Source organism: Citrobacter sp. Cf116, from assembly GCF_030336505.1.
In the GTDB taxonomy this organism is placed as follows: domain Bacteria; phylum Pseudomonadota; class Gammaproteobacteria; order Enterobacterales; family Enterobacteriaceae; genus Citrobacter; species Citrobacter freundii.
On the sequence record NZ_JAOWEQ010000024.1, the window covers coordinates 280,202 to 295,222 of the forward strand.

General features: G+C 56.1%; 15 protein-coding genes. 6 read left to right on the forward strand and 9 right to left on the reverse strand.

Features of this window, described 5'->3' with window-relative positions; genetic code table 11:
- Positions 1–90: 90 nt before the first annotated feature.
- From OGV74_RS02535 to OGV74_RS02545, 3 genes are read left to right on the forward strand one after another with little or no spacing between them, the layout of a single operon-like run.
- Entirely contained in the window at positions 91–1,158 is a 1,068-nt protein-coding gene (locus OGV74_RS02535) for an HlyD family secretion protein (protein ID WP_057063386.1), read from the forward strand.
- Positions 1,155–3,902, forward strand: a complete 2,748-nt coding sequence (gene rbbA, locus OGV74_RS02540; RefSeq protein ID WP_086504653.1) for a ribosome-associated ATPase/putative transporter RbbA — start codon at positions 1,155–1,157, stop codon at positions 3,900–3,902. The genes OGV74_RS02535 and rbbA overlap by 4 nt, the downstream gene beginning before the upstream one ends.
- Positions 3,902–5,026, forward strand: coding sequence for an ABC transporter permease (locus OGV74_RS02545; protein ID WP_086504652.1), 1,125 nt, complete (start codon positions 3,902–3,904; stop codon positions 5,024–5,026). Before rbbA ends, OGV74_RS02545 begins: the two co-directional genes overlap by 1 nt.
- Positions 5,027–5,121: 95 nt before the next feature.
- On the opposite strand, the gene nikR is transcribed toward OGV74_RS02545, so the two are convergent.
- The 3 genes from nikR to OGV74_RS02560 all read right to left on the reverse strand — a co-directional run bounded on the left by nikR (position 5,122) and on the right by OGV74_RS02560 (position 7,263).
- Positions 5,122–5,523 carry a nickel-responsive transcriptional regulator NikR gene (gene nikR / locus OGV74_RS02550; RefSeq protein ID WP_003023387.1) on the reverse strand — a complete coding sequence of 134 codons (402 nt, stop codon included), beginning with the start codon at positions 5,521–5,523 and terminating at the stop codon, positions 5,122–5,124.
- A gap of 49 nt (positions 5,524–5,572) precedes the next feature.
- Complete coding sequence (gene acpT / locus OGV74_RS02555) at positions 5,573–6,151, reverse strand: 4'-phosphopantetheinyl transferase AcpT (RefSeq protein WP_003023390.1); 579 nt, start codon at positions 6,149–6,151, stop codon at positions 5,573–5,575.
- 62 nt (positions 6,152–6,213) lie between these two features.
- Entirely contained in the window at positions 6,214–7,263 is a 1,050-nt protein-coding gene (locus OGV74_RS02560) for an AI-2E family transporter (protein ID WP_003023393.1), read from the reverse strand.
- A gap of 133 nt (positions 7,264–7,396) precedes the next feature.
- Between OGV74_RS02560 and OGV74_RS02565 the strand changes: the two genes are divergently transcribed.
- Entirely contained in the window at positions 7,397–8,614 is a 1,218-nt protein-coding gene (locus tag OGV74_RS02565) for an MFS transporter (RefSeq protein ID WP_086504651.1), read from the forward strand.
- Between the two features lie 3 nt (positions 8,615–8,617).
- Here the strand turns inward: OGV74_RS02565 and OGV74_RS02570 are convergent, their stop codons facing one another.
- Positions 8,618–9,175 carry a DcrB family lipoprotein gene (locus OGV74_RS02570; RefSeq protein ID WP_003837816.1) on the reverse strand — a complete coding sequence of 186 codons (558 nt, stop codon included), beginning with the start codon at positions 9,173–9,175 and terminating at the stop codon, positions 8,618–8,620.
- Between the two features lie 72 nt (positions 9,176–9,247).
- Positions 9,248–9,913: a 7-cyano-7-deazaguanine/7-aminomethyl-7-deazaguanine transporter gene (locus OGV74_RS02575; protein WP_286520255.1), complete on the reverse strand. Its 666-nt coding sequence runs from the start codon at positions 9,911–9,913 to the stop codon at positions 9,248–9,250.
- A 168-nt stretch (positions 9,914–10,081) separates the two neighbouring features.
- On the opposite strand from OGV74_RS02575, the gene tusA reads away from it, so the two are divergent.
- Positions 10,082–10,327 carry a sulfurtransferase TusA gene (tusA, locus tag OGV74_RS02580; RefSeq protein ID WP_003023404.1) on the forward strand — a complete coding sequence of 82 codons (246 nt, stop codon included), beginning with the start codon at positions 10,082–10,084 and terminating at the stop codon, positions 10,325–10,327.
- A 93-nt stretch (positions 10,328–10,420) separates the two neighbouring features.
- Here the strand turns inward: tusA and zntA are convergent, their stop codons facing one another.
- Together zntA and OGV74_RS02590 are read right to left on the reverse strand one after the other, a co-directional pair.
- Entirely contained in the window at positions 10,421–12,619 is a 2,199-nt protein-coding gene (zntA, locus tag OGV74_RS02585; protein WP_286520257.1) for a Zn(II)/Cd(II)/Pb(II) translocating P-type ATPase ZntA, read from the reverse strand.
- Between the two features lie 74 nt (positions 12,620–12,693).
- A complete protein-coding gene (locus OGV74_RS02590; protein ID WP_003827558.1) occupies positions 12,694–13,320 on the reverse strand; it encodes a lysoplasmalogenase in 627 nt (208 codons plus the stop codon).
- Positions 13,321–13,461: 141 nt separating this feature from the next.
- On the opposite strand from OGV74_RS02590, the gene OGV74_RS02595 reads away from it, so the two are divergent.
- Positions 13,462–13,821 (forward strand): DUF2500 domain-containing protein, encoded by a 360-nt coding sequence (locus OGV74_RS02595; RefSeq protein ID WP_286520259.1) that lies wholly within the window; start codon positions 13,462–13,464, stop codon positions 13,819–13,821.
- A gap of 100 nt (positions 13,822–13,921) precedes the next feature.
- Here the strand turns inward: OGV74_RS02595 and OGV74_RS02600 are convergent, their stop codons facing one another.
- Both OGV74_RS02600 and rsmD read right to left on the reverse strand, forming a co-directional pair.
- A complete protein-coding gene (locus OGV74_RS02600; RefSeq protein WP_003023415.1) occupies positions 13,922–14,197 on the reverse strand; it encodes a DUF1145 family protein in 276 nt (91 codons plus the stop codon).
- Positions 14,187–14,783: a 16S rRNA (guanine(966)-N(2))-methyltransferase gene (rsmD, locus tag OGV74_RS02605; protein ID WP_003837832.1), complete on the reverse strand. Its 597-nt coding sequence runs from the start codon at positions 14,781–14,783 to the stop codon at positions 14,187–14,189. Before rsmD ends, OGV74_RS02600 begins: the two co-directional genes overlap by 11 nt.
- Between the last annotated feature and the right edge of the window lie 238 nt (positions 14,784–15,021).

Here is a 15,021-nt window from a genome sequence, read left to right on the forward strand (position 1 = left end):
CTCATCCCGGATGGAATCTCCCGCTGAATAGCTGTTCAGTGGGCTTTGTGACACGCATCGTTTGATAACAGGGATTACGGCGGGTCGGATATGGAAAAGATTAAGCGTCATCTGGTGTGGTGGGGCGCGGGTATTGTGGTGGTGGTTGCTGCAATAGCATGGTGGATGTTGCGTCCTGCGGGGATTCCGGAAGGTTTCGCGGCCAGCAACGGCAGAATAGAAGCTACCGAAGTGGATATTGCCACCAAGATTGCCGGACGAATTGACACAATCCTCGTATCGGAAGGGCAGTTCGTTCGTCAGGGCGAGGTGCTGGCGAAAATGGATACCCGCGTGCTGCAGGAGCAGCGGCTGGAAGCTGTCGCGCAAATCAAAGAAGCCGAAAGCGCGGTGGCGGCGGCACGAGCGCTGCTGGAACAGCGGCAAAGTGAAATGCGCGCCGCGCAGTCGGTGGTAAAACAGCGCGAGGCGGAACTGCAGTCGGTCTCTAAACGTCACGTTCGCTCCCGTTCTCTATCCCTGCGTGGGGCTGTATCCGAGCAACAGCTGGATGACGACAGGGCCGCGGCTGAAAGTGCTCGCGCGGCACTGGAATCCGCCAAGGCGCAGGTCTCTGCGGCAAAAGCCGCAATTGAAGCCGCCCGTACCAGCATCATTCAGGCGCAAACCCGTGTAGAAGCCGCGCAGGCCACCGAACGTCGCATTGCCGCTGATATTGATGACAGCGAGCTGAAAGCCCCGCGCGATGGTCGTGTGCAGTACCGCGTCGCTGAACCGGGCGAGGTGCTTTCCGCGGGCGGTCGCGTACTGAACATGGTCGATCTCAGCGATGTCTACATGACGTTCTTCTTACCTACCGAACAGGCTGGTTTATTGAAGATTGGCGGTGAAGCTCGCCTGGTGCTGGACGCCGCGCCGGATCTGCGTATTCCGGCGACCATTAGCTTTGTGGCTAGTGTCGCGCAGTTCACACCGAAAACGGTCGAAACCAGTGATGAACGGCTGAAGCTAATGTTCCGCGTTAAAGCGCGTATCCCGCCAGAGCTGTTGCAGCAGCATCTGGAGTACGTGAAAACCGGTCTGCCGGGCATGGCGTGGGTGCGTGTTGATGAAAATCACCCCTGGCCTGACGACCTGGTGGTGAGGTTGCCGCAATGACGCATCTGGCGCTGGTTCCCGTTCCTCCCGTGGCGCACCTTGACGGCGTGAGTCAGCATTACGGGAAAACGGTCGCGCTGAACAACATCACGCTGGATATCCCTGCCCGCTGTATGGTGGGGCTTATTGGCCCGGATGGCGTCGGAAAATCGAGCCTGCTGTCGCTCATCTCCGGCGCGCGGATCATTGAACACGGCAACGTGATGGTGCTGGGCGGCGATATGCGCGACCCAAAACATCGACGGGATGTCTGCCCGCGCATTGCCTGGATGCCGCAGGGGTTAGGGAAAAACCTGTACCATACGCTGTCGGTGTATGAGAACGTCGATTTCTTTGCCCGGCTGTTTGGTCATGATAAAGCGGAACGCGAAGCGCGGATTACCGAGCTGCTGAACAGCACCGGCCTGGCACCGTTTCGCGACCGTCCCGCCGGGAAACTCTCGGGCGGGATGAAGCAAAAGCTGGGGCTGTGCTGTGCGTTAATCCACGACCCGGAACTGTTAATTCTCGATGAACCCACCACCGGGGTCGATCCGCTGTCCCGCGCCCAGTTCTGGGATCTAATTAACAGCATTCGCCAGCGGCAGACTAACATGAGCGTGCTGGTTGCGACCGCTTACATGGAAGAAGCCGAGCGCTTTGACTGGCTGGTGGCGATGAACGCCGGGGAGGTGTTAGCCACCGGGAGCGCCCAGCAGCTACGCGAACAAACCAACAGCAACACGCTGGAGCAGGCGTTTATCGCGCTGCTACCTGAAGCCCAGCGCCAGGCGCATAAGCCGGTGGTGATCCCGCCGTATCACGCTGAGCAAGAAGAGATTGCTATCGAGGCGAAAGACCTGACTATGCGCTTCGGTAAGTTTGTCGCCGTTGACCACGTTAACTTTCGTATTCCGCGCGGGGAAATCTTCGGTTTTCTCGGCTCCAACGGCTGCGGTAAATCCACCACCATGAAGATGCTCACCGGTCTGCTACCCGCAAGCGAAGGTGAGGCGTGGCTGTTTGGGCAAGCGGTTGACCCGAAGAATATCGATACCCGCCGCCGGGTGGGCTATATGTCGCAGGCGTTTTCGCTCTACAGCGAGCTGACCGTCCGGCAAAACCTCGAACTACATGCGCGGTTGTTCCATATCCCCGAAGCAGAAATCCCCGGGCGGGTACAAGAGATGAGCGAGCGCTTTTCGCTGACCGATGTCGAAGACGCGTTGCCCGGCGCGCTGCCGTTGGGGATCCGTCAACGCCTGTCGCTGGCGGTGGCGGTGATTCATCGCCCGGAAATGCTCATTCTTGATGAGCCGACCTCCGGGGTCGATCCGGTGGCGAGGGACATGTTCTGGCAACTGATGGTCGATCTGTCGCGGCAGGACAAAGTGACCATTTTTATCTCCACCCACTTTATGAACGAAGCGGAGCGCTGCGACCGCATGTCGCTGATGCACGCCGGAAAAGTACTGGCCAGCGGCACGCCGCAGGAACTGGTGAAACAGCGTGGCGCCGCCACTCTGGAAGAGGCGTTTATCTCCTGGTTACAGGAAGCGGCATGCCCGGCACCGGAAGCTCAGTTACCGCCAGCCAATGTTCCGATAGCGCATGAAAATAGTCAGCCGCCGCGGCAGGGCTTTAGCCTGCGGCGGTTGTTCAGCTACAGCCGCCGTGAAGCGCTGGAACTACGACGCGATCCGGTACGTTCAACCCTGGCGCTGATGGGCACAGTGATCCTGATGCTGATCATGGGCTACGGCATCAGCATGGATGTGGAAAACCTGCGTTTTTCGGTGCTCGATCGTGACCAGACCGTCAGCAGCCAGGCGTGGACGCTGAATCTGGCGGGATCGCGCTATTTTATCGAACAGCCGCCGCTCACCAGTTATGACGAGCTGGACAAACGGATGCGTTCGGGCGAAGTGGCGGTAGCAATAGAGATCCCGCCAAACTTTGGCCGCGATATCGCGCGTGGCACGCCGGTGAAGATTGGCGTCTGGGTCGATGGCGCAATGCCGAGCCGCGCTGAAACGGTCAGAGGCTACGTACAGGCGATGCACCAGACCTGGCTGCAGGATGTGATGGCGCGTCAACCCAATGCCAGTGGGCAAAACGGGCTGATGACCATTGAAACTCGCTATCGTTACAACCCGGATGTAAAGAGTCTGCCGGCGATTGTTCCGGCGGTGATCCCGCTGCTGCTGATGATGATCCCCTCGATGCTCAGCGCCCTCAGCGTAGTGCGTGAGAAAGAGCTGGGGTCGATTATCAACCTGTACGTTACGCCCACGACCCGCAGCGAGTTTTTACTCGGCAAACAGTTGCCGTACATCGTGCTGGGGATGCTGAACTTCCTGCTGCTGTGTGCGCTGTCGGTGTTTGTGTTCGGCGTCCCGCATAAAGGGAGTTTTTTAACCCTGACGCTGGCCGCGCTGTTGTACGTCACCATTGCCACCGGGCTGGGTCTGTTAATTTCCACGTTTATGAAAAGCCAGATCGCGGCTATTTTTGGTACGGCGATTATTACGCTGATCCCGGCGACGCAGTTCTCCGGGATGATCGACCCGGTCGCCTCGCTCGAAGGGCCTGGACGCTGGATTGGTGAAATTTACCCGACCAGCCATTTTCTGACCATCGCGCGTGGGACGTTCTCTAAAGCGTTGGATCTGACCGATCTCTGGCAGCTGTTTATTCCGCTGGCGGTAGCCATTCCGGTGGTGATTGGTCTGAGCGTATTACTGCTGAAAAAACAGGAGGGGTGATGCGCCGATTACGCAATATTTATAACCTCGGTATCAAAGAGTTGCGCAGCCTGCTGGGTGACAAAGCGATGCTGACGCTGATCGTCTTTGCCTTCACGATTTCGGTTTATTCTTCCGCGACCGTCCTGCCGGGTTCGCTGCATCTGGCTCCGATTGCTATTGCCGATATGGACCAGTCGCAGTTGTCGAACCGGATTGTGAACAGCTTTTATCGCCCGTGGTTTTTACCGCCGGAGATGATCACCGCTGATGAGATGGATGCCGGACTGGACGCCGGGCGCTACACCTTCGCCGTGAACATTCCACCTGATTTTCAGCGTGATGTGTTGGCCGGTCGGCAGCCGGATATACAGGTTAACGTCGATGCCACGCGGATGAGTCAGGCCTTTACCGGCAACAGCTATATCCAGAATATCATCAGCGGCGAGGTGAACAGCTTTGTGGCGCGTTACCGTGACAATCGTGAGCCGCCGGTGGCGTTGGAAATGCGTATGCGCTTTAACCCTAATCTGGAACCTGCCCGCTTTGGCGCGGTGATGGCGATTATCAACAACATCACCATGCTGGCGATCGTGCTTACCGGGTCGGCGCTGATCCGCGAGCGCGAGCACGGGACAATAGAACATCTGCTGGTTATGCCGGTGACGCCGTTTGAGATCATGATGGCAAAAATCTGGTCGATGGGTCTGGTGGTGCTGGTGGTTTCCGGTTTATCGCTGATGCTGATGGTAAAAGGCGTGCTCGGCGTACCGATTGAAGGTTCGATACCGCTGTTTATGCTGGGCGTGGCGCTGAGCCTGTTCGCCACCACCTCTATCGGTATTTTTATGGGCACGCTGGCGCGCTCTATGCCGCAACTGGGGTTACTGATGATTCTGGTACTGCTGCCGCTACAGATGCTCTCTGGTGGTTCTACACCGCGTGAAAGCATGCCGCAGGTGGTGCAGGACATAATGCTGACTATGCCAACTACCCATTTTGTCAGCCTCGCGCAGGCGATACTTTACCGCGGCGCAGGGTTTGGCATCGTCTGGCCGCAGTTCATGACGCTGTTGGCGATTGGCAGCGCGTTCTTCCTGATAGCGCTGCTGCGCTTTAGAAAGACGATTGGCACGATGGCGTAAACATTATTGCCAGGGGGCTTCGCTTGCCTAGCCTACAAACGGTAACGGAGTAGGCCGGATAAGGCGTAGCCGCCATCCGGCAACGAAACAGGCAATTACTCTTCTTTCGGCAGGCACTGCAAATGACCGTGGCGCACGCCGCGTTGGGAGATCACGTCATCGGCAAAATGCTGTACATCGCCCATGTCGCCTTTTAGTACGGCGATTTCCAGGCAGTCGTCATGGTTGATGTGCACGTGCAGCGTGGCGACCGATAAATCGTGGTGGTGGTGTTGGGTAGAAACAATGCGGCTCGCCAGGTCACGCTTCTCATGCTCATAAACATACGAGAGTACCGCGAAGCCCTGAGTGCCGTGCTCCTGAGTGGTTTCCTGCGCCAGTGCGCCGCGCAGAATATCGCGGATCGCTTCGGAACGGTTGTTGTAGCCACGGCGCTGACTCAGGCCGTCGAGCGTTTCTAATAAATCGTCATCAAGTGTGATGGTGATACGTTGCATCAGATTTCAACCTTACGATATTGCGCGGCGGCGCACGGGAATGAAAACATTACAGCCTGTGTACGGCGTCGGCGGTCAGGGTAAATGGCGTGGGGGTGCAAACCGCCAGGCTCAGGGTATCGATCTGGCACTGGCTGACGGAGAGTGAGGAGGTCAGCGCGGTACTGTCGACGCTGACGATTTGCCAGGCACTGCCGCCGCGCTGTTTCACGATAGCTTCTTTACGCGTCCAGATGCGCCAGAACGCCGCCAGCTGTTGCTCCGGGTGTTCGGCTTCAACTTCAGCGTGTTCCCCAAGACTGAATACCGTATTTGCCAGCGTTTGCCAGTTATCGCGCGGGCGAATAACTTCAATATCGCAGCCGACTTCCCCTTCGTCGCTGAGCAGCAGGACGATGTCATCGCCGCTGTGGCTGAGATTGAACCACAGCGGCGTATCGGCGGAAAAGGCCGGTTTTCCTTGCTCGCCATAGATGATGTTCGGTAATGGCGAAAGTGCATGGGAAAGCAGCACGCGACCTGCCAGCCAGCGCGCACGGCGAACACCTTGCGGCGCTTGCTCTTTCATCGCGGCAGGCAGTTCGCCAGCGCTTAAAACAGAAACTTTCCCAAGAACGATCCGGTACATATCAGGACTAACCTTTAGTAATAATGGGGTTGTGTACCACTCTTCACATGCTGTTTGCAAGTTTATCCCGGTAATCGACTTTTGGGCCTGCCGGGTCCGAGTAAAATTGCCAGTTTGCTACCGCCTGTGGTCGTTTCCATCCAGATTTTACACACGCTGGTTAACGGCACAGAGAGCAGCATGCCTACCGGGCCGAGCAGCCATCCCCATACCAGCAAAGAGAGGAAGACGATAAGCGTCGATAATCCCAGCCGATGCCCCATCATGCGGGGTTCGAGGATATTGCCAATAACCATATGCACCACCAGGAACAGCGCACCAACCAGTACGCATTCGTAAATGCCGTTGAACAGCAGCGCCTGGATCATGGGCGGGACGGCGGAAATGACCGAGCCAATGTTGGGCACGTAGTTTAGCAGGAAGGCCAGCACGCCCCACATCAGAGCAAACTGAATCCCCATCAGCGCCAGACCCAGCCAGATGATGGCACCGGTCCATAAGCTGAGCAACGTTTTCAGTGCCAGATAGTGAGATACGCCCTTGAGCGCCCGATGCAGCCCCGCAATATGGATTTGTGGGTTGTTCAGCGAAAAGCGCAGCTTATAAGGAACATGACGTACCTCAAACAGCATAAAGACGACCGTCATCACCAGCAGAACGACGCTGGCCATGGCGCCGGAAAGACTTGTCATCAGCGTGGTGGTGAAGGTCATTATTTTGTCGGAGTCCATGCGTTGTAGCATGCGCTCCGGGGACATATGCAGATTTAAAAAGGGAACCATCTCTTGTAAATGCAGGACCTTACGTGTCAGCTCCTTGTTGTATTTGGGTAGCATGGCCATGAATTCCGTGATCGAAGACGCGAGGACGCCGATCAGTGCCGTGAGGACGAACAGCATCACCACCACTACGAGCGTAATGGCAACCGGGCGACGTACTCCCCGGCGAATAAACCAGGCGACCAGCGGATTCAATACAATGGCAAAAAAGAGGGCCAGCAGCAGTTGCACAATGATATCCGCCGCGGCATGAATACCGGCGAGGATCACCACCAAAGCAGCCAGTTTGAGTAAAATGTGCAAACCCGTTTTATCGGGCTGAGCGGTTGTCATATTTTCTTCCTGTTTGCGTTTTTGCATTAAGTGTAGCGGCTGGCTTGCGGCTGAGATTCCTAAACTGACTGCTGATTTCTGCGCGGCAACATGGTAGAAATGAAACACTGTTGTGAAAACGTGGTGACCCTCCATGCCCGAACCCGTCGCTGAACCGACGCTGAGCGGTTTACGCCTTAACCTGCGCATTGTCTCTGTGGTGATGTTCAACTTCGCCAGCTATCTGACCATCGGCCTGCCGCTCGCGGTCTTGCCGGGCTATGTCCATGATGTGATGGGGTTCAGCGCCTTCTGGGCTGGGCTGGTTATCAGCCTGCAATATTTCGCTACGCTGCTGAGCCGTCCGCATGCCGGTCGCTATGCCGATCTGCTGGGGCCAAAGAAGATTGTGGTATTCGGGCTGTGTGGCTGCTTTTTAAGTGGTCTGGGCTATTTGCTGGCGGGATCAACGAACGGCTGGCCGCTGGTCAGCCTGCTGCTGCTGTGTCTGGGGCGGGTGATTCTCGGGATCGGGCAAAGCTTTGCCGGAACAGGCTCTACGCTGTGGGGCGTGGGGGTAGTTGGCTCAATGCACATCGGACGGGTGATTTCCTGGAATGGCATCGTGACCTATGGCGCGATGGCGATAGGCGCGCCGCTGGGCGTTCTGTTTTATGCCTGGGGGGGCTTACAGGGGCTGGCGCTGACCGTGATGGGCGTGGCGCTGGTGGCGATACTGCTGGCGCTCCCTCGTCCTGCGGTGAAGGCCAGCAAAGGCAAACCGTTGCCGTTTCGCGCGGTGCTCGGGCGCGTCTGGTTGTACGGTATGGCGCTGGCCTTGGCCTCCGCTGGATTTGGGGTGATCGCTACGTTTATTACCCTGTTTTATGATGCCAAAGGCTGGGACGGCGCAGCTTTCGCGCTGACGCTTTTTAGCTGCACATTTGTCGGCACTCGACTGTTGTTCCCAAATGGTATCAACCGTTTAGGCGGGCTGAATGTGGCGATGATTTGCTTTAGCGTCGAGATTGTCGGGCTGCTGCTGGTCGGGATGGCTTCCATGCCGTGGATGGCGAAAATCGGCGTTCTGCTGGCTGGGGCTGGGTTCTCACTGGTTTTCCCGGCGCTGGGAGTGGTAGCGGTAAAAGCCGTCCCGCAGCAAAATCAGGGCGCTGCGCTGGCGACCTACACGGTGTTTATGGATTTATCGCTGGGGGTTACCGGGCCGCTGGCCGGGTTGATAATGACGTGGGCGGGCGTGCCGGTTATCTATCTGGCGGCCGCTGGGCTGGTGGCGGTGGCGTTATTGCTGACATGGCGGCTAAAAAAACGGCCTCAGGTGGTGTCACCGGAGGCCGCGTCATCGTCTTAACCGTTACTGGATAACCAGCGTGTTAATGATGTTTTCTGCGGTAGTCTGCGCTTTTTGCTGATCGTCAGCAGGCAGCGTGATTTGCAGGGTCAGCAGTTGATTGTCCACTTTACCCAGCACTACGGAAGAGTAAGCGGTCTGGCCTTTGGCTGAGATGATGCTGTCTAACTGCTGCAACGTGTGGCCTTTCAGCTCAATAGATTTATTGGTGACGACCTGCAGCTGCGGGTCGCGGCTACGCTGCTGATCTTCCAGACGTTTTGCCAGCACAGCCAGGTCTTCGTTGGTGTTGTCGCCAACAATCACAATCACCGCTTTCTGGCCGGTTGCGTCAGAATAGACGTGCATATTGTTCGCCTGGGTGCCCAGCTTGCCGCTCTGATCGGTCATATCCGCTGGCAGGGAAAAACTGAGTTTGCCGTCCAGCAGGCTGACCGGTTGTCCGCTGGCGCTACTTTCTGCGGCAGCACCCTCGGCTGGCGCTTTTGTATCGCTATTATCACAGGCTGCAAGCCCCATAACCAGCAGGCCAATACCGACATATTTAACCAGATTGCGCATTGACTTCTTCCTTTCGATAAACGGCCATAACGGCTCATTCGTCCATCTTATCACAACTCGGAAAATGAACCTTTAACTCGTCTGCAATGCAGCGATTTCGGATTTATCTGCCAGCCTTTTCAGCAACATATTCAGCAGCACGCCGTACATCGGCAGGAAGAAAATAATGCTGATCAGCACCTTGAAACAGTAATCGACCAGCGCGATTTCCATCCAGTGCTCGGCCATGAAGGCATCCGGGCTACGCCAGAAAGCGATAAAGAAGAAGGCCAACGTATCGCTGATATTGCCAAATAGCGTGGACGCTGTCGGTGCCAGCCACCAACGACGGTTCTGGCGCAGGCGGTTAAAGACATGCACATCCAGAATTTGTCCCAGCGCGTAAGCCATAAAGCTGGCGGCGGCGATACGGGCAACAAACAGGTTAAAGTGCAGCAGTGCGCCAAATCCCTGCCACGATCCCATATAAAACAGGGACGAAACGACATAGGAGATCAGCAACGCGGGGATCATCACCGCAAAGATGATACGTCGAGCCAGCGGCGCGCCAAAAATACGCACGGTCAGGTCGGTCGCGAGGAAAATAAACGGAAAGCTAAATGCGCCCCATGTGGTATGGAAACCAAAAATGGAGATTGGAAGCTGCACCAGATAGTTGCTGGAGGTGATCACCAGCAGATGAAATAGCGATAGCCAGAACAACGCTTTTACGCGCTGAGTTTTTGTAAACGGAGTCATATTGTGACCTTTTTGTTGGATGGGGTGAGGGAACCCAATAAAAAACCGTCGCATGATACTGCTTTAAGAGCACATTGCAATGGTTGTTTTTCACGCAATCGTTAACCTGATTGGCTTACGCCACAACAGAGAGTAAAATAACGCCGTTTTTGTATGAATGAGACGACGATGAGCGACCTGTTTACTTCCCCCGACCATACTCTTGATGCCCAGGGACTGCGCTGCCCGGAACCGGTGATGATGGTGCGTAAAACCGTACGTGGCATGCAGGCCGGTGAAACACTGCTGATTGTCGCCGACGATCCGGCAACAACCCGCGATATTCCTGGCTTCTGTACCTTTATGGAGCATGAGCTGGTGGCCAAAGAGACCGACTCGCTGCCGTACCGCTATCTGCTGCGTAAAGGTCACTAGTTTTGTTTGCTGGATGGCGCTAACGCTTATCCGGCCTACAAAGAACGTGTAACCCGTAGGCCGGATAAGGCCACGCCGTCATCCGGCAAAAAACTATCCTTTACGTAACAACCGCAGCGCGTTAGCGGTCACCAGTACCGTTGCCCCCGTATCGGCCAGCACTGCCAGCCACAATCCGGTTATCCCGAGCAGCGTGGTGACGAGGAAAATCCCCTTCAGGCCCAGCGCAATCGCAATGTTCTGGCGAATATTGGCGTGGGTGGCCCGCGCCAGTTGAATCATTTGCACCAGACCGCGCAGGCGGTTGTGGGTCAGGGCGGCATCGGCGGTTTCCAGCGCGACGTCGGTACCGCTTCCCATCGCAATGCCGATGGTAGCCGCTTTCATTGCCGGAGCATCGTTGATACCGTCGCCAACCATCGCCAGCGGCGATTGTCGGTTGAGATGGGTAACGGCCTGCACCTTATCTTCCGGCAAGAGTCCTGCTTTAAATTCGAGACCCAGTTCACCGGCAATGGCGGCCGCTGCACGCGGGTTATCACCGGTCAGGATCACGCCTTTCACGCCAATCTGATCAAGCTCGGCGATAGCGTTGCGAGCGTCGTCGCGCAGTGTGTCCTGTAGGGCCAGCACGCCGAGTAAAGTATCGTTACGCAGCACCAGCACCACCGTTTGGCCCGCGCTTTCCAGCTCGCTTATCTGCCCGGCAAAGGCATCAGCAGGCTGCTTACCGGCGGCGCAAATCAGCACGCGCTCGCCGTCGACCAGCGCTTCAATTCCAGAGCCAACCAGAGCCCGTTGCTCTCTTGCGACAGGAATAGTCAGTTCGCGTGTTTGTGCTTCCCGGACAATCGCTTGTGCCAGCGGGTGTGTCGCACCTTGCTCTACTGCTGCCGCCAGTGCCAGCAGTTCAGCTTCACCAATACCGCTTGCCGGATGAATCGCTGTGACGCGCGGTTTACCGATGGTCAGGGTGCCGGTTTTATCAAACGCCACCTGCGTGACCCTACCCAACTGTTCCAGCGCGGCCCCGCCTTTGATTAACGCCCCACGACGCGCCGCGGCGGCAAGACCAGAGGTAATGGCTGCGGGGGTTGAAATCACCAGTGCGCAAGGACAGCCAATCAACAGCAGCGTCAGTCCTTTATAAATCCACTCCTGCCAGGATGCGGCAAACAGCAGCGGCGGTACGAGGGTGACCAGCAGCGCAACCGCCATAATGGCTGGAGTGTAAATTCGACTGAAACGGTCAATAAAGCGCTCAATGGGGGCGCGACGTTCTTCCGCTTCTTCAATCAGCTTCAGAATACGATCAATGGCGCTGGCGCCCGGTTCGGAGAGCACTTCCAGCGTAACCAGACGGTCCACGCTGGTAGCACCTGCCGGGACTTTCTCGCCGGTGGCGCGTTCAACCGGGATCGATTCGCCGGTCAGTGCGCTTTCATCAAAACTGGCAAAGCCGGAAACCAGTTTGCCGTCGGCAGGTAAACGCCCACCCGCGGCAACTTCAATAACATCGCCAGGGCGGAGGCTATTAATAGCCACCTCTTCGCGCTCGCCGTTACGCAGGCGCGTGGCGGTTTCCGGTTTGAGCGCCATCAGTGCACTGACCCCTTTACGGGCGCGGCTGGCGGCCCATCCTTCCAGGCGTTCGCCAATTAAAAACAGCAGCAGCACCATGGCGGCTTCCGCCGTCGCGCCGATAAACAGTGCGCCGATGGCGGCCACGCTCATCAATGTTTCAATGGCAAAGTAGCTGCCGGTTTTCATCAGACGCAGGGCCTGACGGGCAATGGGATACAGACCGACCAGCGTGGTGGCGATAAACGCTATCTGACCGAAGGGATGATTGAACTGCTCCAGTCCCCAGCTAATCGCCATCATGATAATCAGCGAAATCAGCGGTAGGTTTTCTTTAAAACGTGACTCGGGGGCGGCGTCCGTCGTGTGCTCATCGCGCAGGGTATAGCCTGCTTTTTGCACCGCGTTTTCAACTTGCTGGCGGATATCGGAACCGGCATCGACCACCAGTTTTTCAGTGGCGAACAGAACCTGGACCTGGTTGACGCCGCTGACCTGGCGGACCGCATTCTCTACTTTGCGGGCGCAGGCTGCACAGTCCATGCCCGCCACTTTCCAGGAATAGCGGGTACCTAGTACGGTATCGGATACGGGCGGTGTAGTGGAGCAGCTTCCTTCGCAGCAGCAGTCATCCGCCTTTTGTGGCGCAGGCGCTGGCTTGAAAGAAGAAAATTGTGGGGCCTTTTTGCCACTGGTATCAGGTGTCGACATGGCATCCTCCGGTTGATAATCATTTCGTATTAACCGGAGGATACACTCTGGAGTCGACTCCAGAGTCAAGCGTTTTAAAGATACAACGAACGAACAATCAGGAAATGTCCGGCGAAGTAGCAGGCGGCGGCAATGGCGTTATCGGCGCGAAAGCGACGACGGTAATGGCTACCCAGCCAGACAATATTGCCGATGAACAGGAGCGATGCGCCCATAAATGCCGACAGCGCCGGAGCGGTCGGGCGGAAGAACCACAGCTCACCGGCCATCCAGACCATCATCAGCGTGATGCCAATAAAGGTGCAGATAGCGACACGCAGCTCTTCCAGACGCGTCCAGATCACGGCGATCAGCAACGCCCCCAGTACCACCAGCACCAACGGCAAAGGCCAGAAGAATGACAGCGTCATTTGGCTGGCGAAGTAAATGGTATACAGCAGATGCGACAGGAAGAATGCCCCAACTGCGTACAGCAGGCGTTGGCGCGGCAATAGCGTCAGCGCGTCGCCCAGCAGCGAGGCCAGCAGACCAGCCAGTACCAGGTAACTGATAGCGTTAAACATTGGCGCCTGCCAGGCCAGCAGCGCCAGCAGGAGTAACGTCAGGGGTTTAAAGACCCAGCGTTGCCAGGCGGGCCCACGATAGGAAGCATCCACGAACAACCATGCGGAAAGGCAGACAGCGATAAACGACCAAAGCATCTTAGTTCCTTGAATTCGTTATTTTTTCGTAAGCGGGGTGCTTACGGCTCTACTGTCCAGTGTAGAGGTCGACACTGCCAGATGACAACACCATAACGGGCAATGTATGCTTATTTCCGCATTTTCTGATGGGTTAATACTATGAGCAAACCACCACTTTTTTTCATTGTTATCATTATCTTAATTGTTGTCGCCGCGTCGTTTCGCTTTGTTCAGCAGCGGCGTGAAAAAGCCGATAATGATGCGGCGCCGCTGGTGCAAAAGCAGGTGGTGGTGAGTAACAAACGGGAAAAACCGCTTAACGATCGACGATCCCGTCAACAGGAAGTGAGCCCGGCGGGAACCAGCATGCGCTATGAAGCCAACTTTAAGCCACAAAACGGCGGCCTGGAGCAGACGTTTCGTCTGGATGCTCAGCAGTACCATGCGCTAACGGTCGGGGATAAAGGCACGCTAAGTTACAAAGGTTCGCGTTTTGTTGATTTTACGCTTGAACGCTAAGGTGTCATCTGACTGATGCCGGATGGCGGCTTACGCCTTATCCGGCCTACAGATTTTTTCGCCCCGGCTCGCAACGTGCCGCCGGGCGAAAAGAGCGTAGTTACTTCTTCAACTGATCTTTAATCTTCTTCTGCCACACCAGTAGCTCAAAGACGCCGAACAGAAAAATACGGATTTTCTCTCCGTTGGTCATCTGCGGGCCATCTTTAGGCATGGTGCTTTTTAGCAGCGCCAGTTGCATGCCATGCATCAGCACCATAAATATCAGTGCGACGTTAACGAAGATGTTAAGCGGGCGTGGAAAGGGTTGGAAAATATTCAGTAGTAAAAATGCCCAGACGCACAGCATCAGCAGGCGTCCCAGGTTAATCAACATCGTGTTCTCCTCGTGCTTCACGTTGGTACAGGCGATAGGCGACCTGTCCGGCAACTTTCTCACGGTATAGCGACCAGTTCACCGGAACCGGCGGCAAACCGTTTTCTACTTCGCTTTCAACGTAAATATACGCTTCATTTGCCAGCCAGCCATGAGTTTCCAGAAGTGTTAATGTTTCTTCCAGTAACCCTTTGCGAAACGGCGGATCCACAAATACCACGTTATGCGGCGTACCCGTCTGAGCCAAAAATGTCAGCGTATTGGTATTGACGACGCGGGCATGGGAGGCTTTCAGCGTAGCGAGATTCTTTTGCAGCTGCTGAGACACCGCGCGATCCATCTCCAGAAGCGTCGCATTTGCCGCATAGCGAGAGAGCGCTTCCAGCCCCAGCGCGCCGCTGCCGGCGAAGCAGTCCAGACAGTGAGCATCGACCATTACCGGGGCCAGCCAGTTAAACAACGTTTCGCGCACACGGTCGGTGGTCGGACGCAGGCCGGGGCTGTCCGGAACCGGGAGTTTACGGCCACGCCATTGCCCGCCAATAATGCGGATCTGGCCGCTACCAGAGTGATTCGGTTTTTTCATTTCTATTATTGCTCAATCCGCCTATAGCATGTCATTCCAGGCGGTGATGTGAGTTAAGTTAACCCATCGCCTTTCAAGTTACCTCTTCGTTGGCTGCACTTACTCACCCGAATCACTTACTAAAAGTAAGCTCATCGGGATTCGTGCGCTTGCCGCCTTGACGTAACTCGAAATTCATTGGGTATAAGTGATAGACTATTTCATCATTTTTTTAGCTGCTATGTACATAGCGTTGACG

What these genes read in the sequence shown, in the direction of transcription:
- OGV74_RS02535 (WP_057063386.1), top strand. Translation starts at nt 91, where the DNA reads ATGGAAAAGATTAAGCGTCATCTGGTGTGGTGGGGCGCGGGTATTGTG.
- rbbA (WP_086504653.1), top strand. Translation starts at nt 1,155, where the DNA reads ATGACGCATCTGGCGCTGGTTCCCGTTCCTCCCGTGGCGCACCTTGAC.
- OGV74_RS02545 (WP_086504652.1), top strand. Translation starts at nt 3,902, where the DNA reads ATGCGCCGATTACGCAATATTTATAACCTCGGTATCAAAGAGTTGCGC.
- nikR (WP_003023387.1), bottom strand. Translation starts at nt 5,523, where the DNA reads ATGCAACGTATCACCATCACACTTGATGACGATTTATTAGAAACGCTC.
- acpT (WP_003023390.1), bottom strand. Translation starts at nt 6,151, where the DNA reads ATGTACCGGATCGTTCTTGGGAAAGTTTCTGTTTTAAGCGCTGGCGAA.
- OGV74_RS02560 (WP_003023393.1), bottom strand. Translation starts at nt 7,263, where the DNA reads ATGACAACCGCTCAGCCCGATAAAACGGGTTTGCACATTTTACTCAAA.
- OGV74_RS02565 (WP_086504651.1), top strand. Translation starts at nt 7,397, where the DNA reads ATGCCCGAACCCGTCGCTGAACCGACGCTGAGCGGTTTACGCCTTAAC.
- OGV74_RS02570 (WP_003837816.1), bottom strand. Translation starts at nt 9,175, where the DNA reads ATGCGCAATCTGGTTAAATATGTCGGTATTGGCCTGCTGGTTATGGGG.
- OGV74_RS02575 (WP_286520255.1), bottom strand. Translation starts at nt 9,913, where the DNA reads ATGACTCCGTTTACAAAAACTCAGCGCGTAAAAGCGTTGTTCTGGCTA.
- tusA (WP_003023404.1), top strand. Translation starts at nt 10,082, where the DNA reads ATGAGCGACCTGTTTACTTCCCCCGACCATACTCTTGATGCCCAGGGA.
- zntA (WP_286520257.1), bottom strand. Translation starts at nt 12,619, where the DNA reads ATGTCGACACCTGATACCAGTGGCAAAAAGGCCCCACAATTTTCTTCT.
- OGV74_RS02590 (WP_003827558.1), bottom strand. Translation starts at nt 13,320, where the DNA reads ATGCTTTGGTCGTTTATCGCTGTCTGCCTTTCCGCATGGTTGTTCGTG.
- OGV74_RS02595 (WP_286520259.1), top strand. Translation starts at nt 13,462, where the DNA reads ATGAGCAAACCACCACTTTTTTTCATTGTTATCATTATCTTAATTGTT.
- OGV74_RS02600 (WP_003023415.1), bottom strand. Translation starts at nt 14,197, where the DNA reads ATGTTGATTAACCTGGGACGCCTGCTGATGCTGTGCGTCTGGGCATTT.
- rsmD (WP_003837832.1), bottom strand. Translation starts at nt 14,783, where the DNA reads ATGAAAAAACCGAATCACTCTGGTAGCGGCCAGATCCGCATTATTGGC.